This window comes from Pseudomonas sp. F3-2 (genome assembly GCF_038804275.1).
Classification (GTDB): Bacteria; Pseudomonadota; Gammaproteobacteria; order Pseudomonadales; family Pseudomonadaceae; genus Aquipseudomonas.
Genome location: NZ_CP152388.1, coordinates 658,120 through 679,417, shown reverse-complemented (window position 1 = coordinate 679,417; position 21,298 = coordinate 658,120). Strand labels below are relative to the sequence as shown.

The 21,298-nt window shown below is 60.0% G+C and carries 20 protein-coding genes; 10 read left to right on the top strand and 10 right to left on the bottom strand.

Annotated features, from left to right (window positions below; genetic code table 11):
- The first annotated feature begins 8 nt into the window (after positions 1-8).
- The 5 genes from miaB (at position 9) to lnt (ending at position 5,459) form a co-directional block, all read left to right on the top strand.
- Positions 9-1,337 carry a tRNA (N6-isopentenyl adenosine(37)-C2)-methylthiotransferase MiaB gene (gene miaB, locus AAGQ88_RS03090; RefSeq protein WP_093469130.1) on the top strand — a complete coding sequence of 443 codons (1,329 nt, stop codon included), beginning with the start codon at positions 9-11 and terminating at the stop codon, positions 1,335-1,337.
- A gap of 226 nt (positions 1,338-1,563) precedes the next feature.
- A complete protein-coding gene (locus AAGQ88_RS03085; protein WP_093469127.1) occupies positions 1,564-2,571 on the top strand; it encodes a PhoH family protein in 1,008 nt (335 codons plus the stop codon).
- Positions 2,564-3,064 carry an rRNA maturation RNase YbeY gene (gene ybeY / locus AAGQ88_RS03080; protein ID WP_342654408.1) on the top strand — a complete coding sequence of 167 codons (501 nt, stop codon included), beginning with the start codon at positions 2,564-2,566 and terminating at the stop codon, positions 3,062-3,064. Before AAGQ88_RS03085 ends, ybeY begins: the two co-directional genes overlap by 8 nt.
- Positions 3,065-3,069: 5 nt before the next feature.
- On the top strand, positions 3,070-3,912 hold the full coding sequence (locus AAGQ88_RS03075) for an HlyC/CorC family transporter (RefSeq protein ID WP_342654407.1): 843 nt from the start codon (positions 3,070-3,072) through the stop codon (positions 3,910-3,912).
- Positions 3,913-3,938: 26 nt separating this feature from the next.
- On the top strand, positions 3,939-5,459 hold the full coding sequence (gene lnt, locus AAGQ88_RS03070) for an apolipoprotein N-acyltransferase (RefSeq protein ID WP_342654406.1): 1,521 nt from the start codon (positions 3,939-3,941) through the stop codon (positions 5,457-5,459).
- 193 nt (positions 5,460-5,652) lie between these two features.
- Here lnt and AAGQ88_RS03065 read toward each other — a convergent pair whose 3' ends face one another.
- Complete coding sequence (locus tag AAGQ88_RS03065) at positions 5,653-6,414, bottom strand: YdcF family protein (RefSeq protein ID WP_342654405.1); 762 nt, start codon at positions 6,412-6,414, stop codon at positions 5,653-5,655.
- Between the two features lie 85 nt (positions 6,415-6,499).
- Positions 6,500-6,883, bottom strand: coding sequence for a hypothetical protein (locus AAGQ88_RS03060; protein ID WP_342654404.1), 384 nt, complete (start codon positions 6,881-6,883; stop codon positions 6,500-6,502).
- A 300-nt stretch (positions 6,884-7,183) separates the two neighbouring features.
- Between AAGQ88_RS03060 and leuS the strand changes: the two genes are divergently transcribed.
- From leuS to arfA, 4 genes are all read left to right on the top strand, one after another.
- Entirely contained in the window at positions 7,184-9,790 is a 2,607-nt protein-coding gene (gene leuS, locus AAGQ88_RS03055) for a leucine--tRNA ligase (RefSeq protein ID WP_342654403.1), read from the top strand.
- Positions 9,791-9,879: 89 nt separating this feature from the next.
- On the top strand, positions 9,880-10,485 hold the full coding sequence (lptE, locus tag AAGQ88_RS03050) for an LPS assembly lipoprotein LptE (RefSeq protein ID WP_342654402.1): 606 nt from the start codon (positions 9,880-9,882) through the stop codon (positions 10,483-10,485).
- A 42-nt stretch (positions 10,486-10,527) separates the two neighbouring features.
- Entirely contained in the window at positions 10,528-11,565 is a 1,038-nt protein-coding gene (holA, locus tag AAGQ88_RS03045) for a DNA polymerase III subunit delta (RefSeq protein ID WP_285424286.1), read from the top strand.
- Between the two features lie 199 nt (positions 11,566-11,764).
- Positions 11,765-11,923, top strand: a complete 159-nt coding sequence (gene arfA / locus AAGQ88_RS03040) for an alternative ribosome rescue factor ArfA (protein WP_062384898.1) — start codon at positions 11,765-11,767, stop codon at positions 11,921-11,923.
- Positions 11,924-11,948: 25 nt separating this feature from the next.
- On the opposite strand, the gene AAGQ88_RS03035 is transcribed toward arfA, so the two are convergent.
- Positions 11,949-12,878, bottom strand: a complete 930-nt coding sequence (locus AAGQ88_RS03035; protein ID WP_342654401.1) for a halovibrin HvnA — start codon at positions 12,876-12,878, stop codon at positions 11,949-11,951.
- 319 nt (positions 12,879-13,197) lie between these two features.
- Here AAGQ88_RS03035 and AAGQ88_RS03030 point away from each other — a divergent pair, with 319 nt between their 5' ends.
- Complete coding sequence (locus AAGQ88_RS03030) at positions 13,198-14,535, top strand: lytic murein transglycosylase (RefSeq protein WP_342654400.1); 1,338 nt, start codon at positions 13,198-13,200, stop codon at positions 14,533-14,535.
- A 171-nt stretch (positions 14,536-14,706) separates the two neighbouring features.
- Here the strand turns inward: AAGQ88_RS03030 and lipA are convergent, their stop codons facing one another.
- From lipA to rodA, 7 genes are all read right to left on the bottom strand, one after another.
- The gene (gene lipA / locus AAGQ88_RS03025; RefSeq protein WP_285424289.1) at positions 14,707-15,747 is read right to left on the bottom strand and encodes a lipoyl synthase; all 1,041 of its coding nucleotides are present in this window, start codon (positions 15,745-15,747) and stop codon (positions 14,707-14,709) included.
- Between the two features lies 1 nt (position 15,748).
- Positions 15,749-16,396, bottom strand: coding sequence for a lipoyl(octanoyl) transferase LipB (lipB, locus tag AAGQ88_RS03020; protein WP_285424290.1), 648 nt, complete (start codon positions 16,394-16,396; stop codon positions 15,749-15,751).
- A complete protein-coding gene (locus AAGQ88_RS03015; RefSeq protein ID WP_285424291.1) occupies positions 16,396-16,671 on the bottom strand; it encodes a DUF493 domain-containing protein in 276 nt (91 codons plus the stop codon). The genes lipB and AAGQ88_RS03015 overlap by 1 nt, the downstream gene beginning before the upstream one ends.
- Before the next feature lie 107 nt (positions 16,672-16,778).
- Entirely contained in the window at positions 16,779-17,939 is a 1,161-nt protein-coding gene (locus AAGQ88_RS03010; protein WP_093469089.1) for a D-alanyl-D-alanine carboxypeptidase family protein, read from the bottom strand.
- Between the two features lie 181 nt (positions 17,940-18,120).
- Entirely contained in the window at positions 18,121-19,158 is a 1,038-nt protein-coding gene (locus AAGQ88_RS03005) for a septal ring lytic transglycosylase RlpA family protein (protein ID WP_285424293.1), read from the bottom strand.
- On the bottom strand, positions 19,158-20,168 hold the full coding sequence (gene mltB, locus AAGQ88_RS03000) for a lytic murein transglycosylase B (RefSeq protein WP_342655728.1): 1,011 nt from the start codon (positions 20,166-20,168) through the stop codon (positions 19,158-19,160). Before mltB ends, AAGQ88_RS03005 begins: the two co-directional genes overlap by 1 nt.
- 17 nt (positions 20,169-20,185) lie before the next feature.
- The gene (gene rodA / locus AAGQ88_RS02995) at positions 20,186-21,289 is read right to left on the bottom strand and encodes a rod shape-determining protein RodA (RefSeq protein WP_177182227.1); all 1,104 of its coding nucleotides are present in this window, start codon (positions 21,287-21,289) and stop codon (positions 20,186-20,188) included.
- Positions 21,290-21,298 lie beyond the last annotated feature (9 nt).

The window sequence follows — 21,298 nt, the reverse complement described above, 5'->3', positions numbered from 1 at the left end:
GAACCCGCATGTCCAAGAAGCTTTACATCGAAACCCACGGCTGCCAGATGAACGAGTACGACAGCTCGCGCATGGTCGATCTGCTGGGCGAACATCAAGCACTGGAAGTCACCGCGCGCGCTGAAGATGCCGACGTCATCCTGCTCAACACCTGCTCGATCCGCGAGCGAGCGCAGGACCGCGTCTATTCCCAGCTTGGCCGCTGGCGTGAACTGAAGCTGGCCAATCCCGAAATGGTGATTGCCGTCGGTGGCTGCGTGGCCAGTCAGGAAGGTGCGGCGATTCGCGATCGCGCGCCGTATGTCGACGTTGTCTTCGGGCCGCAGACGCTGCACCGCCTGCCGGAGATGATCGACGCCGCTCGCGTGACACGTTTGCCGCAGGTCGACGTCTCGTTCCCGGAAATCGAAAAATTCGATCACCTGCCAGAGCCTCGCGTCGACGGCCCGAGCGCGTACGTGTCGGTCATGGAAGGCTGCAGCAAATACTGCACGTTCTGCGTCGTGCCTTATACCCGCGGCGAAGAAGTCAGTCGCCCGTTCGACGACGTGATCACCGAAGTTTTCCACCTCGCCGAGAACGGCGTGCGCGAAGTGACGCTGCTGGGACAGAACGTCAACGGCTATCGCGGCACGACCCACGATGGACGCCTGGCCGATCTGGCTGAGCTGATCCGCGTCGTCGCCGCAATCGACGGCATCGACCGGATTCGCTACACCACCTCACACCCGCTTGAGTTCTCGGACAGCCTGATCCAGGCCCACGCCGAGGTCCCGGAGCTGGTCAAGCACCTGCACCTGCCGGTGCAATCGGGTTCGGACCGCATTCTTGCGGCAATGAAGCGTAATCACACCGTGCTTGAATACAAATCACGCCTGCGCAAGCTGCGCGCCGCCGTCCCGGATATCTGCATCAGTTCTGACTTCATCGTGGGCTTTCCCGGAGAAACCGAGAAGGACCACCTGCAGACCATGAAACTGGTGGAAGAAGTCGGCATGGACTTCTCCTATTCGTTCGTTTACAGCCAGCGCCCGGGCACACCTGCCGCCGATCTGGTGGACGACACCCCGGAAGAGGTGAAAAAGGAGCGGCTCAAGCAGTTGCAGAACCTGATTGATCGTCAGGGCTTCGAAATCAGCCGCCGGATGGCGGGCACCGTGCAGCGGATTCTGGTGACCGACTACTCGAAGAAAGACCCCGGCGAGCTGCAGGGTCGTACCGAGAACAACCGGATCGTCAACTTCCGGTGCGACAATCCCAAGCTGATCGGGCAATTCGCCGACGTCTACATCGACAGCGCACAGCCCCACTCGCTGCGTGGGTCGTTGTTGCAATAACGTCCTACGGTGCACGCATGACTCTGTAGGAGTGAGCTTGCTCGCGATTGCGTTTACGCGGTCACCGGAGATGTGCCTGATACAACGTAATCGCGAGCAAACTCACTCCTACAGGGGTTGTAGCGCTTGCTGACTCAACCATTAGTAAGTGAGCCCTTTCGGACACTGCCGACAGGGGTTATCCTTCGTTTCACCTTCATTGCCGTCGGGCGGCTAAAAAACCACTTTGAACGCACCTATCGAACCACATCGTTTCAGCCTTGAACCTATCGAGGCCCATCGCTTCGCCAATCTGTGCGGGCAATTCGACGAGCATTTGCGCCTGATCGAACAGCGCCTGGACATCGAGATCCGCAATCGCGGAGGCCAGTTCGAGATGATCGGCGAACGCAAACAGACCACTTCGGCAGAAAACCTGTTGCGCCGGCTGTACCGGGAAACCAAAAGTACCGAGCTGTCGCCAGACATGGTTCATCTGTTCCTGCAGGAGTCCGGCGTTGAAGAGCTGGATAACCACCCTGCCGCCGAAGTCGGCGTCGCGCTGCGCACCAAGAAAGGCATGATTCGCCCCCGTGGCTTGAATCAGCAACGCTACGTCAAGGAAATCCTCGCCAACGACATCAACTTCGGCATCGGCCCGGCCGGTACCGGCAAGACCTATCTTGCCGTGGCTGCGGCAGTCGATGCGCTGGAACGCGAGCAGATTCGCCGCATCCTGCTGGTGCGTCCGGCAGTCGAAGCGGGTGAAAAACTGGGCTTCCTGCCGGGCGATCTGGCACAGAAGATCGACCCGTACCTGCGCCCGCTTTACGACGCGCTCTACGAGATGCTTGGCTTCGAATACGTCGCCAAACTGATCGAGAAGCAGGTCATCGAAGTTGCGCCGCTGGCCTACATGCGCGGCCGCACGCTCAACAACAGCTTCATCATTCTGGACGAAAGTCAGAACACCACCGTTGAGCAGATGAAGATGTTCCTGACCCGTATCGGCTTCGGCTCCACCGCCGTGATCACCGGTGACATCACTCAGATCGACCTGCCCAAAGGCACCAAATCCGGCCTGACTCACGTCATCGAAGTGCTCAAGGATGTGCCGGGGATCAGCTTTACCCACTTCAAGCCCAAGGACGTTGTGCGCCATCCGCTGGTGCAGCGCATCGTCGAAGCCTACGAGCGCTTCGAAGAGCGGAACAACGACCAGCAGCCCTCCCGGGACAATCGCCGCGATGCTTGAGCTGGACCTGCAAATCGCCAGTCAAGCCAGCGCCCCGAGCGAAGCCCAGTTCCGCCTCTGGTGCGAAATGGGCCTTCGCCAGCGCACGGCCGACTCGGAAATGACCATCCGCCTGGTCGATGAAGCCGAAGGCAGGGAGCTGAACCACACTTGGCGTCACAAAGACTACGCCACCAACGTGTTGTCGTTCCCGGCCGATGTGCCTGACGAACTCCTCGATATTCCATTACTGGGCGATCTGGTGATCTGTGTTCCGGTCGTCGCCCGTGAAGCCGCAGAACAGGGCAAGGCACTCGACGCGCACTGGGCGCATCTGGTGATTCATGGCTGCCTGCATTTGTTGGGCTACGATCACATCGACGATGACGAAGCCGAAGAAATGGAAGCGCTGGAACGAGAGTTGCTTGCAGAGCTGGGCTATCCCGATCCCTACGCTGACGATGAAATCGTCGGCAACCCCCATTCAGAAACACCTGGCAAGGACCACGAGTAAGGGCTATGAGCGAAGACCGATTGAGCAACGGGCAAAAGTCATGGTTGGGCAAACTGACCCAGGCATTTGCCCATGAGCCGAAAAACCGCCAGGAGCTGCTTGAGCTGCTGCGCGAAGCCCATCAAAACAAGCTGCTGGACAGCGAAGCGTTGGCGATTGTCGAAGGCGCCATTCAGGTCGCCGACCTGCAGGTGCGCGACATCATGGTGCCGCGCTCGCAGATGGTCAGCATCAAGGCCAGCCAGAGCCCTCGTGAATTCCTGCCAGCCGTCATCGATTCGGCGCACTCGCGCTATCCGGTGATCGGCGAAAGCCACGACGATGTCCTCGGCGTGCTGCTGGCCAAGGACCTGCTGCCGCTGATCCTCAAGGAAAACGGTGGCGCGGACGATGTGAAAAACCTGCTGCGTCCGGCGACCTTCGTTCCCGAATCCAAGCGTCTGAACGTGCTGCTGCGTGAATTCCGCGCCAACCACAACCATATGGCCATCGTCATCGACGAATACGGCGGTGTGGCGGGCCTGGTGACGATCGAGGACGTGCTGGAGCAGATCGTCGGCGATATCGAGGACGAGCACGACGTCGAGGAAGACAGCTACATCAAGCCGCTGCCCAGTGGCGACTTCCTGGTCAAGGCGCTGACGCCGATCGAGAGCTTCAACGAGTTCTTCGACAGCGAGTTCTCCGACGACGAGTTCGACACGGTCGGCGGTCTGGTGATGAATGCGTTCGGGCATCTGCCCAAGCGTAACGAAATCACCGAAATCGGCGCGTATCGTTTCCGCATCCTGAATGCCGACAGTCGTCGCATCCACCTGTTGCGCCTGAGTCCGATCTCCCGCTCGTAACGTCGTATCCCTCATAAGGAATGTAAATGCGCTGGATCACCCGCCCCGGCTGGCCCGGTAACCTGCTGGCCATGGTGGCTGGCGCGCTGATCACCCTGGCCTTGGCGCCGTTCGATATCTGGCCACTGGCGATCGTCGCGCTGGTGGTCTTTTATCTCGGTCTGCGCGGCCTCAAGCCCCGCCAGGCCTTATGGCGCGGCTGGAGCTATGGCTTCGGCCTGTTCGGCGGCGGCACCAGCTGGATCTACGTCAGCATTCACACGTACGGCGAGGCTCCGGTCTGGCTGGCAGTCTTCCTCATGGTGCTGTTCTGCGCGTCGGTGGCGTTTTTCTTCGCCCTGCCCGCCTGGCTCTGGGCGCGCTGGATCCGGCGCAATGAAGCGCCGCTGGCCGACGCTCTGGCATTTGCCGCGCTGTGGTTTGGCCAAGAGATGTTCCGCGGCTGGTTCCTGACCGGTTTTCCGTGGCTTTACTCCGGCTACAGTCAGCTCGACGGCCCACTCAAGGGATTGGCGCCGCTGGGCGGTATGTGGCTGATCTCGTTCAGCCTGGCGCTGACCGCAGCGTTGCTCTGCAACCTGCCTCGGCTGCGTGCGCGCAAGCCCTACCTCGCAGGCGGCGTTGTATTGTTGCTGGCGCCGTGGATATTCGGTCTGGCATTGAAGAATCACGCCTGGACCGAACCGTCCGGGGCGCCATTGAAAGTCGCCGCCATGCAGGGCAACGTCGAACAGAGCATGAAATGGGACCCGGCGGCGTTGAACGCCCAGCTGGCGCTGTACCGCGACATGACGTTCACCTCGCAAAAAGCCGATCTGATCGTCTGGCCTGAAACCGCCGTGCCGGTGCTCAAGGAATCGGTCGAAGGCTATCTGTCGATGATGGGCAAATTTGCCGCAGACCGCGACTCGGCGATGATCACCGGCGTCCCGTTGCGTCAGAGAGGCAGCCATAACGAGTGGCGCTATTACAACGCGATCACGGTGACCGGCGAGGGCGACGGGACGTACCTGAAGCAGAAACTGGTGCCATTCGGTGAATACGTGCCGCTGCAGGACCTGCTGCGCGGGTTGATTACGTTCTTCAACCTGCCGATGTCGGACTTCGCCCGAGGTCCTGCCGAGCAGCCGTTGTTGCAGGCCAAGGGTTACCAGATCGCGCCGTTCATCTGCTATGAAGTGGTCTACCCGGAGTTCGCTGCGGGGCTTTCGGCGCAGAGCGACCTGCTGCTGACGGTCAGCAACGACACCTGGTTCGGCACCTCGATCGGGCCGCTGCAACACTTACAGATGGCACAGATGCGGGCGCTGGAAGCGGGCCGGTGGATGATCCGCGCCACCAATAACGGCATCAGCGCGCTGATCGATCCTTTCGGCAAGATCACCACCACCGTGCCGCAGTTCGAGCGTGCGGTGATGTATGGCGAAGTGACCCCAATGCACCAGCTCACGCCTTACCTGCACTGGCGCTCCTGGCCGCTGATCATCCTGTCGGTGCTGCTGATCGGGTGGGCATTCTTCGCCGGCAGGATTGCGAAAGCGGTGTGAGGGGTTGAGGCACAGTAGGACCGGCTTCAGCCGGGAAGAGGCCAGCATGTGCGCCATCCGTTTCGCGGCAGAACCATTGACGCCTTCCCGGCTAAAGCCGGCCCTACGAGGCGCGCGCGTAATTGGTAGGTAGGATCGCAGTCGATCCAACAGTCGGGCCAAGATCGGGCCCGTCATGCGCCTGCGGCTCAGGTCACCGATAAAACAACCGGTACCCTGCCAGCCCCGCCGCTTCATTCAACAGCAGCCCGCTTTGCCAGACGGCTCTGGCCTCAGGGGTCCAGCCGCCGAACGGTCTGGCGTTGTCCACACTCAGAAAGCCGACCGGCGCTGGCACGACAGTGAACCCGGCCTTCTCGAAACTCCATACCGATCGCGGCATATGCCAGGCCTGAGTCACCACGACAACCCGCTTGATGCCCTGCGGCAGCAGGATCGCCGCGCTCATGCTGGCGTTTTCCCACGTCGTGCGGCTCTCCCCTTCTTGCCAGCGCACCGGCACGGCGAAGTCATCACGCAACGAGTCCGCCATGATCGCGGCCTCGCTGGGCGGCTCACCGTAATGCAAGCCCCCCGTGGTGAGGATCGGCAGCCCGGACGCCTTGGACAGGCGCGCCGCATAGCGCATCCGCTCCAAGGCCACGCCTGTTGGAATATCGCTGCCCCAGGTCGGATCCTTGCGCTCACGGCCTGAACCCAGCACGACAATCGCGTCAGCGCGCTGGGCCAGCGTCGCCCACTGGTCTTGCTGCAGGGGAGGAATACTTTCGATGGCCGTCGCCGACCACTGCACCACAATCGGCAGACTCATCGCCCACAGGCCGGCAATCCCCACGACGAAGAGCAGGCGCGCCGTTTTCGGCCGGCGACTTCTGAGCCACCAGGCGAAGGCAATCAGCAGCAGAAAAAGACCGGGAGGCAGCAGCAGGTTCTTGATGAAATAACGGAAGGGCATCAGGGCATCTCCAAAGATGCCCGAAGCCTAAAAGTATTGGCGCTAAGCAGCAACGCTTAGTAAGACGGGATCAAACCCGCGAAGGTTAACGCTTGAAATGTTTGCTGTGACTGTAACGACTCAACTTTGCCGACACCTTGGCGCGACGCTGGTCCTTGAGCCAGATGACATTGGCTTGAGGATGCGCCGCACGCATCGACTCCGAAGGCTCCCGTGACGTGTTGGAACTCCCCTTCTTGATGTTCGCTGAATCCTCGTTGAAGACAACTTCAGTCTTTTCCGGACAAGCATCCAGATAGGCTTCGATCAACTGGAATTCGGCATGACTCAATCCACGCAATTCCAGTTCAGCGGGATGCTCGTTACGAAGCCGCACTGCTGTTTTCGCCATGTCCAGGGCAAGCCCCAGACGATCAATCAAACGGTCATACAGATCTGGTTTCTTTACTTGGTGCCGCATCTCTGCCATCCGCTCACCTCACTGAAGATAAACATACCCTCGTAAATGAGCTTAGCGGCACTGCGAAAACCGGCGCGGTGCCGCGACCAACGGCGGCTGCCAAGGGCCTGACGGGCCGAAGTCAGCAATCAGGGTTTCCCTCGATAGTCGGCCCTCATGTATGCTACGGCGCTTCCTGTAATTCCACTTCCGCCCACCCGGGCACGAACGCATCGCAATGCCCTCGGCACAGTCCGGCACGCGATGCCCAACCGATCCGGGAACGCCGAGAAGAGGTCAAGGGTCACCAATCTCTAGTCAAAAGTAGCCATGCACGAACTCTATCAGCCCCGTGAAATCGAAGCCGCCGCCCAGACCTTCTGGGAAGAGCAAAAGTCTTTTGAAGTCAGTGAACAGCCAGGCAAGGACACCTACTACTGCCTGTCGATGTTTCCTTACCCTAGCGGCAAGCTACACATGGGTCACGTGCGCAACTACACCATCGGCGACGTGATTGCCCGCTACCAGCGCATGCAGGGCAAAAACGTACTGCAGCCAATGGGCTGGGACGCTTTCGGGATGCCCGCAGAAAACGCGGCGATGAAAAACAACGTCGCCCCGGCCAAATGGACCTACGAAAATATCGCCTACATGAAGAACCAGCTCAAGAGCCTGGGTCTGGCGATCGACTGGTCGCGCGAAGTCACCACCTGCAAGCCTGATTACTATCGCTGGGAACAGTGGCTGTTCACTCGCCTGTTCGAGAAAGGCGTGATCTACCGCAAGAACGGCACCGTTAACTGGGACCCGGTCGACCAGACCGTTCTGGCCAACGAGCAGGTCATCGACGGCCGAGGCTGGCGTTCAGGCGCGGTGATCGAAAAACGCGAAATCCCGATGTACTACTTCAAGATCACCGCGTACGCGGATGAGCTGCTGGAGAGTCTCGACGAGCTGCCGGGCTGGCCAGAACAGGTCAAGACCATGCAGCGCAACTGGATCGGCAAATCCCGCGGCATGGAAGTGCAGTTCCCGTACGACCAAACGTCAATCGGCGAAGCCGGTGCGCTGAAAGTGTTCACGACCCGTCCGGACACACTGATGGGCGCGACTTATGTCGCCGTTGCCGCCGAGCACCCGCTGGCGACACTGGCTGCGCAGAACGATCCTGAGCTGCAGGCGTTCATTCACGAATGCAAGAGCGGCAGCGTCGCCGAAGCCGACGTCGCCACTCAGGAAAAGAAAGGCCTGCCGACCTCGCTGTTCGTCGAGCACCCGCTGACTGGCGAAAAACTGCCGGTCTGGGTCGCCAACTACGTGCTGATGCATTACGGCGACGGTGCGGTAATGGCGGTCCCGGCTCACGACGAGCGCGATTTCGAATTCGCCACCAAGTACAACCTGCCGGTCAAACCGGTGGTGCGCACCAGCGCTGGCGATCAGACGCCTGCCCCTTGGCAGGACGCGTACGGCGAACACGGCCAGTTGATCAACTCGGGTGAGTTCGACGGCCTGGATTTCGCCGGGGCGTTCGATGCGATCGAAGCTGCCCTGATCAAGAAGGCGCTCGGCAAATCGCGCACCCAGTTCCGCCTGCGTGACTGGGGCATCAGCCGCCAGCGCTACTGGGGCTGCCCGATCCCGATCATTCACTGCGACGCGTGCGGCGATGTTCCGGTTCCGGAAGATCAGCTGCCGGTCAAACTGCCGGAAGACGTCGTGCCCGATGGCGCGGGTTCGCCTCTGGCGCGCATGCCTGAATTCTACGAATGCAGCTGCCCGAAATGCGGCGCGCCGGCCAAGCGTGAAACCGACACGATGGACACCTTCGTCGAGTCGTCCTGGTATTTCGCCCGTTACGCCTCGCCTCATTACGAGGGTGGCATGGTCGATCCGAAAGCCGCCAACCACTGGCTGCCGGTCGATCAGTACATCGGCGGTATCGAACACGCGATTCTTCACCTGCTGTACGCGCGATTCTTCCACAAGCTGATGCGCGACGAAGGCCTGGTCACGTCCAACGAGCCGTTCAAGAACCTGCTGACTCAGGGCATGGTGGTCGCCGAGACGTTCTATCGTCTGGAAGCCAATGGCAGCAAGACCTGGTTCAACCCGGCCGACGTCGAATTCGAACGCGACGCCAAAGCCAAGATCATCGGCGCCAGGCTGATTGCCGACGGCCAGCCGGTCGAAATCGGTGGCATCGAGAAGATGGCCAAGTCGAAAAACAATGGCGTTGATCCGCAGTCGATGATCGATCAATACGGCGCCGATACTTGCCGCCTGTTCATGATGTTCGCTTCGCCACCGGACATGAGCCTGGAATGGTCCGACTCGGGCGTGGAAGGTTCGCACCGCTTCCTCAAGCGCGTGTGGCGTCTGGCTCAGGCCCATGTGACCGCCGGATTGCCGGGCGCCCTCGACAAGGCCGCCTTGGGCGATGACCAGAAAGGCATCCGCCGCGCCATCCATCTGGCCATCAAACAGGCCGGTCAGGACGTGGGGCAGCATCACAAATTCAACACCGCCATCGCGCAAGTGATGACCCTGATGAACGTGCTGGAAAAGGCACCGCAGGCCTCTACCCAGGACCGCGCGCTGCTGCAGGAAGGTCTGGAGACCGTAGCGCTGCTGCTGGCCCCTATCACGCCACACATCAGCCACGAACTGTGGACGGCGCTCGGCCATGCCGATCCGATCATCGACGCCGGCTGGCCGGTCGTCGATGAGTCGGCGCTGGTGCAGGACACGCTGCAACTGGTGGTGCAGGTCAACGGCAAGTTGCGTGGGCAGATCGAAATGCCCGCCAGCGCCAGCCGCGAGGACGTCGAAGCCGCCGCACGGACCAACGAAAATGTCCTGCGCTTCATCGACGGCCTGACCATCCGCAAAGTAATCGTGGTGCCTGGCAAGCTGGTGAACATCGTCGCCAGCTGACTGGATCGGGCGCCTGGCGGTGACAGGCGCTGAACACACTTCCAGAGCCCGCGATTTCGGGCTCAAACGGATTCAAGGGGAGCAACAAGATGATCAAACGCAATCTGCTGGTAATGGGCCTCGCGGTATTGCTGAGCGCCTGCGGTTTCCAGCTGCGTGGGACCGGCACCAACGCCTTGTCGATCAAGGAACTGGACGTCAGCGCGCGTGATGCCTACGGCGACCTCGTCACTCAATTGCGCCAGACCCTGACCAGCAGCGGCGTACACGTCTACACCGGCGCGCAATACAAGCTGTTCCTGGCGCGCGAAGAAGAAAGCTCGCGCAGCGCCAGCTACACCGGTGCCGGCCGTTCCGCCGAATACCAGCTGACCGACGTGTTGAAGTATGAAATTCGTGGCACCAAGGACGTCGTCCTGCTCAGCGACAACGTGCAGGTGCAGAAGGTCTACGTGCACGACGGCAACAACCTGGTGGGCTCCGACCAGGAAGCTGATCAGGTCCGCCAGGAAATGCGCAGCGATCTGATTCAGCTCATGCTGGCTCGTCTGCAATTGCTGACACCAGAAGGCCTGGATGAAATGCAGGCCAAGGCCGACGCTGCCGCTCGCGCCGAAGCCGACGCCGAAGCCGCGGCTCAGCGGGTTCGCGACGAGACGCCACAGCAGTCTCCCATCGAATTCCCGACCAAGTGATGGCATTGGGGCCGGTTCGCCGGCCCTGATCTTTTCTGACCCATGAAACTCGCCCCCGCCCAACTCTCCAAACACCTTCAGGGCGCATTGTCGCCTGTCTACATTGTCAGCGGCGATGACCCGCTGCAATGCCAGGAAGCGTGCGATGCCATTCGCGCGGCGGCCCGTCAGCAAGGGTTCGACGAGCGTCAGGTGTTCAGCGCCGATTCGAGCTTCGACTGGGGCACGCTGCTGCAGGCGGGCGCGAGCATGTCGCTGTTCGCTGAGCGGCGCCTGCTGGAACTGCGCCTGCCGTCGGGCAAGCCCGGTGACAAAGGCGCTGCGGCCTTGCTCGAATACTGCAACCGCCCGGCAGAAGACACGCTGCTGCTGATCAGCCTGCCCAAGCTGGACGGCGCCGCGCAGAAAACCAAATGGGGCAAGGCGCTGGTTGAAGGCCAGCAAACTCAGTTCGTGCAGATCTGGCCGGTCGATGCCAGCCAGTTGCCGCAGTGGATTCGTCAGCGCCTTTCGCAATCCGGCCTCGCTGCAAGCCCGGATGCGGTCGAACTGATCGCCGCGCGGGTTGAAGGCAACTTACTTGCTGCCGCGCAGGAAATCGAAAAGCTCAAGCTGATGGCCGAGCAGGGCCAGATCACGGTGGAGACCGTTCAGGCGGCCGTGGCTGACAGCGCCCGCTTCGATGTCTTCGGTCTGACTGATGCGATTCTCAACGGCGAAGCCTCTCATGCCCTGCGCATGCTCGAAGGCCTGCGCGGCGAGGGCGTCGAGCCGCCGGTCATTCTCTGGGCGTTGTCGCGCGAATTGCGCGTGCTGGCGAACCTGGCGCTGCAATACAGCCAGGGCGTGCCACTGGATAAGGCGTTCAGCCAGGCCCGCCCGCCCATCTGGGACAAGCGCAAACCGTTGATGAGCAAAGCCCTGATGCGGCACTCGGCCCGTCGCTGGGGGCAGCTGTTGATGGACGCCCAGCACATCGATGCGCAGATCAAAGGTCAGGCCGAAGGCTCCGTGTGGAGCAGCTTGAGCCGACTTGCGCTGCTGATGGCCGGGCAGCGATTGGCGTTGCCGTCGGAATAAGCCTGTCGACCAGCCTTCCAGGCGCGCTTGCCCGCCATATCGGGGTGCCAGGCACCGGGCTATCCGAACGATTGCAATCGCGGGCACGCGCGCTCCTGCAAAAGAGTGCGTCCTGGCGATAGCACAGATCAATTAGACCCCGGCCTCGACCTGACGCAAGATCTGCCCCGTTTCATCCCTCACCAAGAGAGCATCCGCCATGAGCAAGCCAAAGAAACGGCCGAACAAGGCCAAATCCATCATCGCCCAGCCACTGTTTCGCAGCCGTCAGGAGCAACCCGCCAAAGGCAAAGGCAGCTACCGCCGCGAAGCCTTCCAGTCGAAAAACTGGGAGGCTTCATCCGTTATGGCCGCTTAAAAACGCAAGAGTCGTGTGTCACATGTCATGGAATCAAGATAACTTGGTCGGTCGGCATGTAAGTAAAGGTTGCTGACCCAGTCTGGGCGGCTGGAAGTTTTACCGAAATGATGGGCAGAGCAATATTCGTCAAGGAATAAAAACGCTTCTGATCGTACTGCGCGCCCGCCAGCCCAGCAGGAAGTGTGTACATAAATGCTTCAATAGGAAGCTCGCCCGGAATATTTTGTGGCCAGACTTTTACCTTTAAGTCGTTAGGTGTATTGAACGAATTCGGGGATACCAGACGCCCACCATGAAGTCCCTGGTAGAAATTACGTCCCGCGACAGCGTCTATATCGTCACGAACATCAAACCCACAACGCCACTGATAAACGGTCGGATGTCGGTAAAAGTGGTCGCGCCATTGTTCGCCTGTGGTAATCCCCTGTCTACCACAGGGTACGCTGTCTACTGGATAGGTAGCAGTAGGTCCGCAACCAGATTCTGAGCGATTATCAGACGCACCATCGACAGGAAAAAAACACAGAATCTCCATTTGGTATTTAGTGCCAGGAGTATCCAGAACAGGCATTAAAATATAACCATGCGAATAATCGAAAGCCAGCCGCCTGATATTGTAATCTGATCTGATATAGGAGAATGAAACTCCGCCCACCCGGACGGCAGTAGGGCTTGGGTTCCATGAGTCGTATTGGGTGGATGCTTCCGTACCTCTTAGGATTACGCCTGAGCATAAGAAGGCGGGCATCGATTCCTTACCGCAGTTTTCGCGTGTATCGGCATAACGTGTACTTAAAGCCAGAGCTACCGACGAACCGGATTTGATGGTTGCTTTTTGCACACTCGCAAGCGTAGTTCCGGAATCTGCAGAATTGGAAGTCGTTATATCAGGTGAACTGCATCCGGATAAAACAATAACCAACAACAACCTGACGTTTTTTTCAGCAAACATATCACAGCCTCCATGCCCCACTCCGTTTGGTAGCACCGGATTACACCGCCATGGTGCCTATGATGCCTATGATGCCTATGATGCCTATGATGCCGACGTTAAAACTCAAACATTCGGCGTAATTGAAGTTTAGTTTTGATTTTTGTTAATCGTCTACTGTCAGAAATGACAGTAGACGACGGCTGCGTTGCGGGACGCGATACAAAAACTTAAAAAAAAAATCGCCCACCCGTCGAGCGACATTACCTACGCAACGCCCCGCCAACAGGGCCGGCATGTTAAGGTCTGCACCTTACGGTTTATACCTGTGGACCCCAGAATGCCCTTTAGCTTTCCCCGTCGTTGGCCTGTACGCCAACTGATCGCTGCCTCTAGCTTCTTCATACTGGTTGCCTGCGCCGAACAGCCTACCGCCGCAGTGGCTACCCCGCTTCAATCCGCTTCCGCGCCACAAGTCTCCAAAAATGTGCCCGCGGCCTCCAACGCCGTGGCGCAGCCGGACGACAACAATTTCGAAATCCAGCCCGCCATGAGTTTCAGCGAATGGCAGAGCATGTTTCGTGCGCAGGCGTTGAGCGCGGGCGTTCGTCCTGAGGTGTTCGACAACGCTTTTGCCGGCGTCACGCCTGACATGAGCGTTGTGAAGGCCGACCGCAGCCAGCCGGAATTCACCCGCCCAGTGTGGGAATACCTGGACAGCGCCATGTCAGCCGTGCGCGTACGCAAGGGTCAGGCGCTGCTGGCGCAATACGCAGACGCGCTGACGGCCATCGAGCAACGCTACGGCGTCGATCGTCAGGCCTTGGTCGCGGTCTGGGGCATGGAGAGCAGCTTCGGTCAGTTCCAGGGGACGCAGTCGGTCATACGTTCGCTGGCAACGCTGGCGTATGAGGGTCGCCGTCCGCAATTCGCACAGGATCAGTTGATCGCCGCTCTGCAGATCATTCAGCACGGCGACATCGACGCGCCAAGCATGCTGGGTTCCTGGGCCGGCGCGATGGGGCAGACGCAGTTCATCCCGACCACCTACAACACGCACGCGGTGGATTTTGATGGTGACGGCCGTCGCGACATCTGGAACTCGCCGACCGATGCGCTCGCCTCGACTGCTCACTACTTGCAAAGCTCCGGCTGGCAAAAGGGCCAGCCGTGGGGGTTCGAGGTTCAACTCAATCCAGGCTTCGACTACGCTCTGGCCGACGCGTCCACCCGCAAGACCATTGCCGAATGGCAGCAGATGGGTCTGAAGCTCGCAAACGGTTCGACGCTGCCTGCTTATTTCCAGCAACAACAGGCAGCATTACTGCTACCGGCGGGCTACAAGGGCCCGTCGTTTCTGGTGATGGACAATTTCCGGGCGATTCTGAAATACAACAACTCGTCGTCTTACGCGCTGGGCGTGAGCCTGCTGTCCGAGCGTTTCAGCGGCGGTGGGTACGTGACCGGCAACTGGCCTCGTGGCGACCGTCCATTGAGTCGCTCTGAGCGTATCGAGCTGCAGACACTGCTGTCAGCCCGTCAGTACGACGCAGGCGCCCCGGACGGGATCATCGGCGCGAATACCCGTAAGGCGATTCGCACCGCACAGCAGTCATTCGGCTGGCCAGCGGATGGCTATCCGACGCAAGAGCTGCTGAATAGGCTACGCGGGCAGTGAAGCCCCTGTAGGAGCGCGCTTGCCCGCGATTGATACAACGCGGTTTGCCTGCCATGCCGCGTAATCGTTGTTCGCGGGCAAGCGCGCTCCTACAGGCACGCGACCTCTATAAAAAAAGGGGCCGGATATTGCTATCCGGCCCCTTTGTCTTAACGTCGTTAACGCTGGCGATCAGCCCGCAGTGAGCAACGACTTGGTCAGCTTGGCTTGCTCGTCGGCGTGATACGACGAACGAACCAGCGGGCCCGACGCGACGTTCTTGAAGCCCATCTTGTAGCCTTCTTCGGCAAACCAGGCAAACGTGTCCGGGTGCACAAAGCGTTGAACCGGCAAGTGGTTACGCGATGGCTGCAAGTACTGGCCCAGGGTCAGCATGTCGATGTTGTGCTCGCGCATGCGATGCATCACTTCGATGACTTCCTCGTCAGTCTCACCCAGGCCCAGCATCAGGCCGGATTTGGTTGGCACGTGAGGGACCATTTCCTTGAAGCGCTTGAGCAGCGTCAGCGACCACTGATAATCCGAACCCGGACGCGCGGCCTTGTAGAGACGCGGCACGGTTTCCAGGTTGTGGTTGAACACGTCTGGCGGCGTGGCAGCGGTGATTTCCAGCGCGATGTCCATGCGCCCGCGATAATCGGGCACCAGCGTTTCCAGCTGCACGTTCGGCGACAGCTCGCGGATTTCACGGATGCAATCGGCAAAGTGCTGAGCGCCACCGTCACGCAGGTCGTCGCGGTCCACCGAGGTGATCACCACGTACTTGAGCTTGAGGTCGGCGATGGCAACGGCGAGGTTTTTCGGCTCGTCGACATCCAGAGGCTTCGGACGGCCATGGCCGACGTCGCAGAACGGGCAACGACGGGTGCAGATGTCACCCATGATCATGAACGTCGCGGTACCGCCAGAGAAGCACTCACCCAGGTTCGGGCAAGACGCTTCTTCGCACACGCTGTGCAGCTTGTGCTTACGCAGCAACGCCTTGATGCGGTCGACTTCAGGGGAAACCGGGATGCGGACACGGATCCAGTCCGGCTTCTTCGGCAGTTCAACCGTCGGGATGATCTTCACCGGGATGCGCGCCACTTTTTCCGCGCCACGCAGCTTCACGCCCGCTTCAACTTTCGGCCGTGCAGCACGCTCAGGCGTCACCACATTCACTGTCGGGATCAGGGTTTGCACGGCGTCTGCCGTCTCATGCGCAGTAGTCATATCAATCGATTCCGCCCGTTAGGGTCGTCTGCTCAGCGTAGTCGAGGTGTTTGACGAGCTGCGCACGCAGCCGGGCACTAACCTCGGCAAATTCAATCGGTCCTGCGTGCTCGCGAAGCTGGGTCATCGCCAGGCCCGCATACCCGCAGGGATTTATCCGTTTAAAAGGGTCCAGATCCATGTCGACGTTCAACGCAAGGCCGTGAAACGAACAGCCGTTGCGAATCCGGAGGCCCAGCGATGCGATCTTCGCACCCTGAACATAAACCCCCGGCGCTTCAGGTTTGGCGGCAGCGGTGACGCCATAACTGGCCAGCAGATCGATCAGGCTGTGCTCGATCCGCGTCACCAGTTCACGTACACCAAAACCCAGGCGACGCACATCCAGCATCAGGTAGGCCACCAGTTGACCGGGGCCATGATAAGTCACTTGGCCACCGCGATCGACCTGTACCACCGGAATATCGCCCGGCAACAGCAAATGCTCGGGCTTACCGGACTGACCCTGAGTGAAGACTGGCGGATGCTGAACCAGCCACACTTCGTCGGCGGCGTTGCGATCACGGCCGTCGGTAAAGCGCTGCATGGCCTGCCAGGTGGGCTCGTAGTCGATCAGTCCGAGATCGCGAAAGCCCAGACGCGCGTCCATCAGAGCACCATGTGCACGATGCCGGTGGCGCGTAGCTCGCTGTTGATATCGTAAAGCTGATCCTGACCGGTGGCGACGATATGCAGCTGCAAGGTGGTGTATTTACCGTTGCTGCTCTGGCGCTCGGCCACCTTCTCATCGTTGATCTTCGCGTGTTTGGTGACGATCTCGATCACTTTGTCTTTGAAACCCACACCGGTGTCGCCGATCACCTTGATCGGATAGTCGTTGCAGGGGAATTCGATTTTTGGCGCTTTTGCTTCGGAATCTGTCATGGCAGTAACGGCCTCGTAAGCCGGAAAACGGACAGCCCCTGCCGCAGTCGCGGCAGGGGCGTACGGAGCGTCGATCATTGAGTGTTCAATAATCGATCAATCGGTGATCAGTTGAACAGACCGTAGAAGAACATGCGGATGCTATCCCACAGGCGGCGGAAGATACCACCCTCCTCGACTGCATCCATAGCGATCAGATTAGCGCTATGCACCACTTTGTCGTCCAGCTTGACTTCCACCTGGCCAATGACATCGCCCTTGGCGATCGGCGCAACCAGCTTGGGGTTCATGGTCATGCTGGCGGCGAGCTTTTTCAATTCGCCTTTAGGCATAGTCATGGTCAGGTCTTCGGCCAGACCGGCTTTGACCTGATGCTCTGCGCCTTTCCAGACCGGGGCCTGAGCCAGCTCGGTGCCTTTCTGATAGAAGGTCTGGGTTTCGAAGAAACGGAAGCCGTAGGTCAGCAACTTCTGGGTCTCGGCAGCACGAGCCTGTTCGCTGTTGGTGCCGAACACCACGGCGATCAGGCGCATGCCATCACGCACGGCAGAGGACACCATGCAGTAGCCGGCTTCTTCGGTGTGACCGGTTTTCAGGCCGTCGACCGTTTTGTCGCGCCACAGCAGCAGGTTGCGGTTCGGCTGTTTGATACCGTTCCAGAAGAACTCCTTCTGCGAGTAGATCGCGTAGTGAGCAGGGTCTTCGTGGATGATCGCGCGAGCCAGCAGCGCCATGTCGTGGGCTGTGGAGTAGTGATCAGGGTTCGGCAGGCCGGTCGGGTTCATGAAGTGGCTGTTGACCATGCCCAGGTCGCCAGCGGTCTTGTTCATGAGGTCGGCGAACGCGTCTTCGCTGCCGGCGATGTGCTCGGAGACCGCGACGCTGGCGTCGTTACCCGACTGAATGATGATGCCGTGCAGCAGGTCGCTGACGGTCACCTGGCTGCCGACCTTGATGAACATCCGCGAACCGCCGGTACGCCAGGCGTTCTCGCTGATGGTCACCGGATCGTTTTCGCCGATCTGGCCACGACGGATTTCCAGCGTGGCGATGTAAGCCGTCATCAGCTTGGTCAGGCTTGCCGGTGGCAGACGCTGGTCACCATTGTTTTCGACCAGAACGTTGCCGCTGTTGGCATCCATCAGCACATAAGCCTTGGCAGCCAGTTGCGGTGGCGATGGCGTCATCTGTTCTGCCGCGAACACGGCAGGCGCGGTGAATAGCGGGATAAGCAGGCAAAGGCGTTTTGCAAAGGTGGTGATGTTCATCCGTCTCTCGAAAATGCTAATGGGCAAACATGCCCTTGCGGGCAAAGCGGTGGTGCCGGGCTACCCCGGCAAACGGGCTCACATTCTACAGAACGCCCCGTGAAAAGCTGCTGACAACGCTCGCTCTGGCGGCAAGTCGTCGGTCAGGCAGCGTTGACTGGGCCTCGTTGCCGAGGACCGATCACTGATCCGACGTTACGACGCTCGGTGAACCCAGATTGGCCGACCTTACGCTGTTTTGCAGTTGTTGGGCTTCACCCGGCGTGTCGACCGGTCCCATCCGCACGCGATAAAGCGTCTGTTGATTGCGTGCGATCGAACTCACGAACACCGGCGCCCGAACCATCCCGCTCAGCTTGGACCTCAGCAGTTCCGCAGCGTCCGGGTTGGCGAAGGCTCCCACTTGGAGAAACAGCCCAGACGGCTGTCCGGAAGCGTTTTTTTTTGCATCGATCGGTACTGGCGAAACCGGCGCGGCGTGCTGTTGCGGCGGTGGCGTCCATTGTTCGATGGTGCCGGCAGAGGCGGTGATCACTGGCGCCGCGGCCTGTTGCTGAGGCGGTGGCGGGTTGCTGCTGGCCACTTGCGGCTGATCGAGCATCAAAGGCGCGGGCTTGCCGCGTTGCGCCCAGTATTGGGCTGGGTCGATGCCTTCGACTTTCACGCGCGCGGTACCGATCTCAGCGTAACCGAGCTTTTTCGCGGCAGCGTAGGACAGGTCTATGATGCGATCGGAATAGAACGGCCCGCGATCATTGACCCGCAGGATCACGCTGCGGCTGTTGTCCAGATTGGTGACGCGCACATAGCTGGGCAGCGGCAGCGTCTTGTGCGCCGCGCTCATGCCGTACAGGTCATACACTTCCCCATTGGCCGTGTTCTGGCCATGGAACTTGGTCCCGTACCAGGACGCCGTACCCGTAGCGACATACGCCTTCGAATCGCTGAGCGGGAAGTAGGTCTTACCGAGCACCGTGTACGGGTTGGCCTTGTACGGGCCGGTGTGCAGGGTCGGAATGGCGTCCGGAATGCGCGAAACATCGACATCCCACCATGGCGCACCATCTTTATGTGCCCTGTTGATGTCCAGCCCCGGCTGGGCGCGGATGACATTGCCCTGCTGTGTCGTCGGGCGACTGGTGGAGCAACTGACAACGAGCAATGTCAGTGCCGCGAAGGCCATCAGTTTCAATGGTTGTTGGATCGGCAATGACCGCATTACTTGACGTCCCGAGCTTGAACAAGCAGTTCAGACAGCTGATGCACGGCCATTGCGTACATCACGCTGCGGTTGTAACGCGTGATTGCGTAAAAATTCTTCAAACCCATCCAGTATTCAGGGCCGTTGTCGCCCTCCAGGCGAAAAGCCGTGACCGGCATATCATCGCGCAGCGCATCATGACTTGCCCAGCCCAGGCCCCGCAACTCCCCGACCGTCTTCACCGGTTCGATTCCGGGGCTCAGCCCCTCGTCCACCCGGTCGCCACGGACACTGGCACGACTGACGACAGGCTCACCCGCCACCCAGCCATGGCGTTTGAAATAACTGGCGACGCTGCCGATCGCATCGTCCGGATCGTTCCAGATGTTGATGTGGCCGTCGCCGTCGAAGTCGACCGCGTACGCCCGGAAACTGCTCGGCATGAACTGCGGAAGCCCCATCGCCCCTGCGTACGATCCCTTGAGCGTCAGCGGATCGACCTGCTCCTCACGCGACAGCAGGAGAAACTCGCGCAGCTCCTTGCGGAAGAACTCGGCGCGCGCTGGGTAATCGAAACTCAGCGTTGATAACGCATCGATCACACGATAATTGCCGGTATTACGGCCGAAAAACGTCTCAACCCCGATGATCGCGACAATGACTTGCGCCGGCACGCCGTATTCCTGCTCGGCGCGCGCGAGGGCCGCCTCGTGCTGCCGCCAGAAATCCACGCCCCGCGCAATACGTGCGTCGGTCAAGAACATCGGCCGATAATCCTTCCACGTCTTAACCCGCTCGGCAGGCCTTGAAATGGCGTCGAGAATGGACTGCTTGCGCTGGACATCCCGAAAAACTTCAATCAACTGTTCGCCGGCGAAACCGTAATCTCGGGTCATCTCACCCACGAACTCGGCGACTTGAGGAGAGCCTTCATAGTCACCGGCAAGCGACTCCTGCACTGAACCGAGGATGCCCATCAGACCGACCAGCGGCGCATATCGAGCAGCCCAGCCACGCACTACTTGCATTGAGTTCTTCACCTTAATCAAACCTGAGCGATCCACTTGCGATGGGTATGGATCGACATCAAAACCCCAAACGCTGACAGCAGCGTCACGAGCGAAGTTCCGCCGTAGCTAATGAAGGGCAGCGGCACTCCCACCACCGGAAGCAGCCCGCTGACCATACCGATGTTGACGAAAACATAAACAAAAAATGTCATGGTCAGGCTGCCGGCCAGCAACTTGCCGTAAAGCGTCTGCGCCTGGGCTGTGATGACCAGCCCGCGGCCGATCAGCAGCAGGTAGATCAGCAACAACGCGCAGATGCCGACCAGCCCGAACTCCTCGCCAAGGACCGCGATGATGAAGTCGGTGTGGCTTTCCGGAAGAAAATCCAGATGCGACTGGGTGCCCAGCAGCCAGCCTTTGCCGAACACGCCGCCCGAGCCGATCGCCGCCTTGGACTGAATGATGTTCCACCCGGTGCCCAGCGGATCGCTTTCCGGATCGAGGAAGGTCAGGATCCGCTGCTTCTGATAGTCGTGCATGAAGAAGAACCACATGCCCACCGCGACCGGCACGGCGGCCGCGATCACGCCGATGATCCAGCGCCAGCGCAGGCCGGCCATGAACAGCACGAAGGTCCCGGACGCGAGGATCAGCAGCGAAGTCCCAAGATCGGGCTGGCGGACGATCAGAATGAACGGCAGGCCGATCAGCCCCAGGCTCACGGCGACGTGCTTGAGATGGGGTGGCAGCGTGCGTTTGGACAGGTACCAGGCGATGGTCGCCGGCATGATGATCTTCATGAATTCGGACGGCTGGAAACGGATCACCCCAGGAATGTTGATCCAGCGCGTCGCACCCATGGCGTTGTGGCCCATGACGTCGACCGCCACCAGCAGCAAAACGCCCAGCACATAGGCCACCGGAACCCAGCGCGCCATGAAGCGCGGTTCAAGTTGCGCAATGACGAACATGGAAACCAGGCCGATGCCGAACGACGTGGCCTGCTTGATCAGCAGATCCCAGCTCTTGCCGCTCGCCGAATAAAGGACGAACAGGCTGCCAGCCGCCAGCGTCAGCAACAGGATGAGCAAAGGGCCATCGACGTGAATTTTCTGCAGAAAGGTCGCGCGACGACGCATCACGTCTTC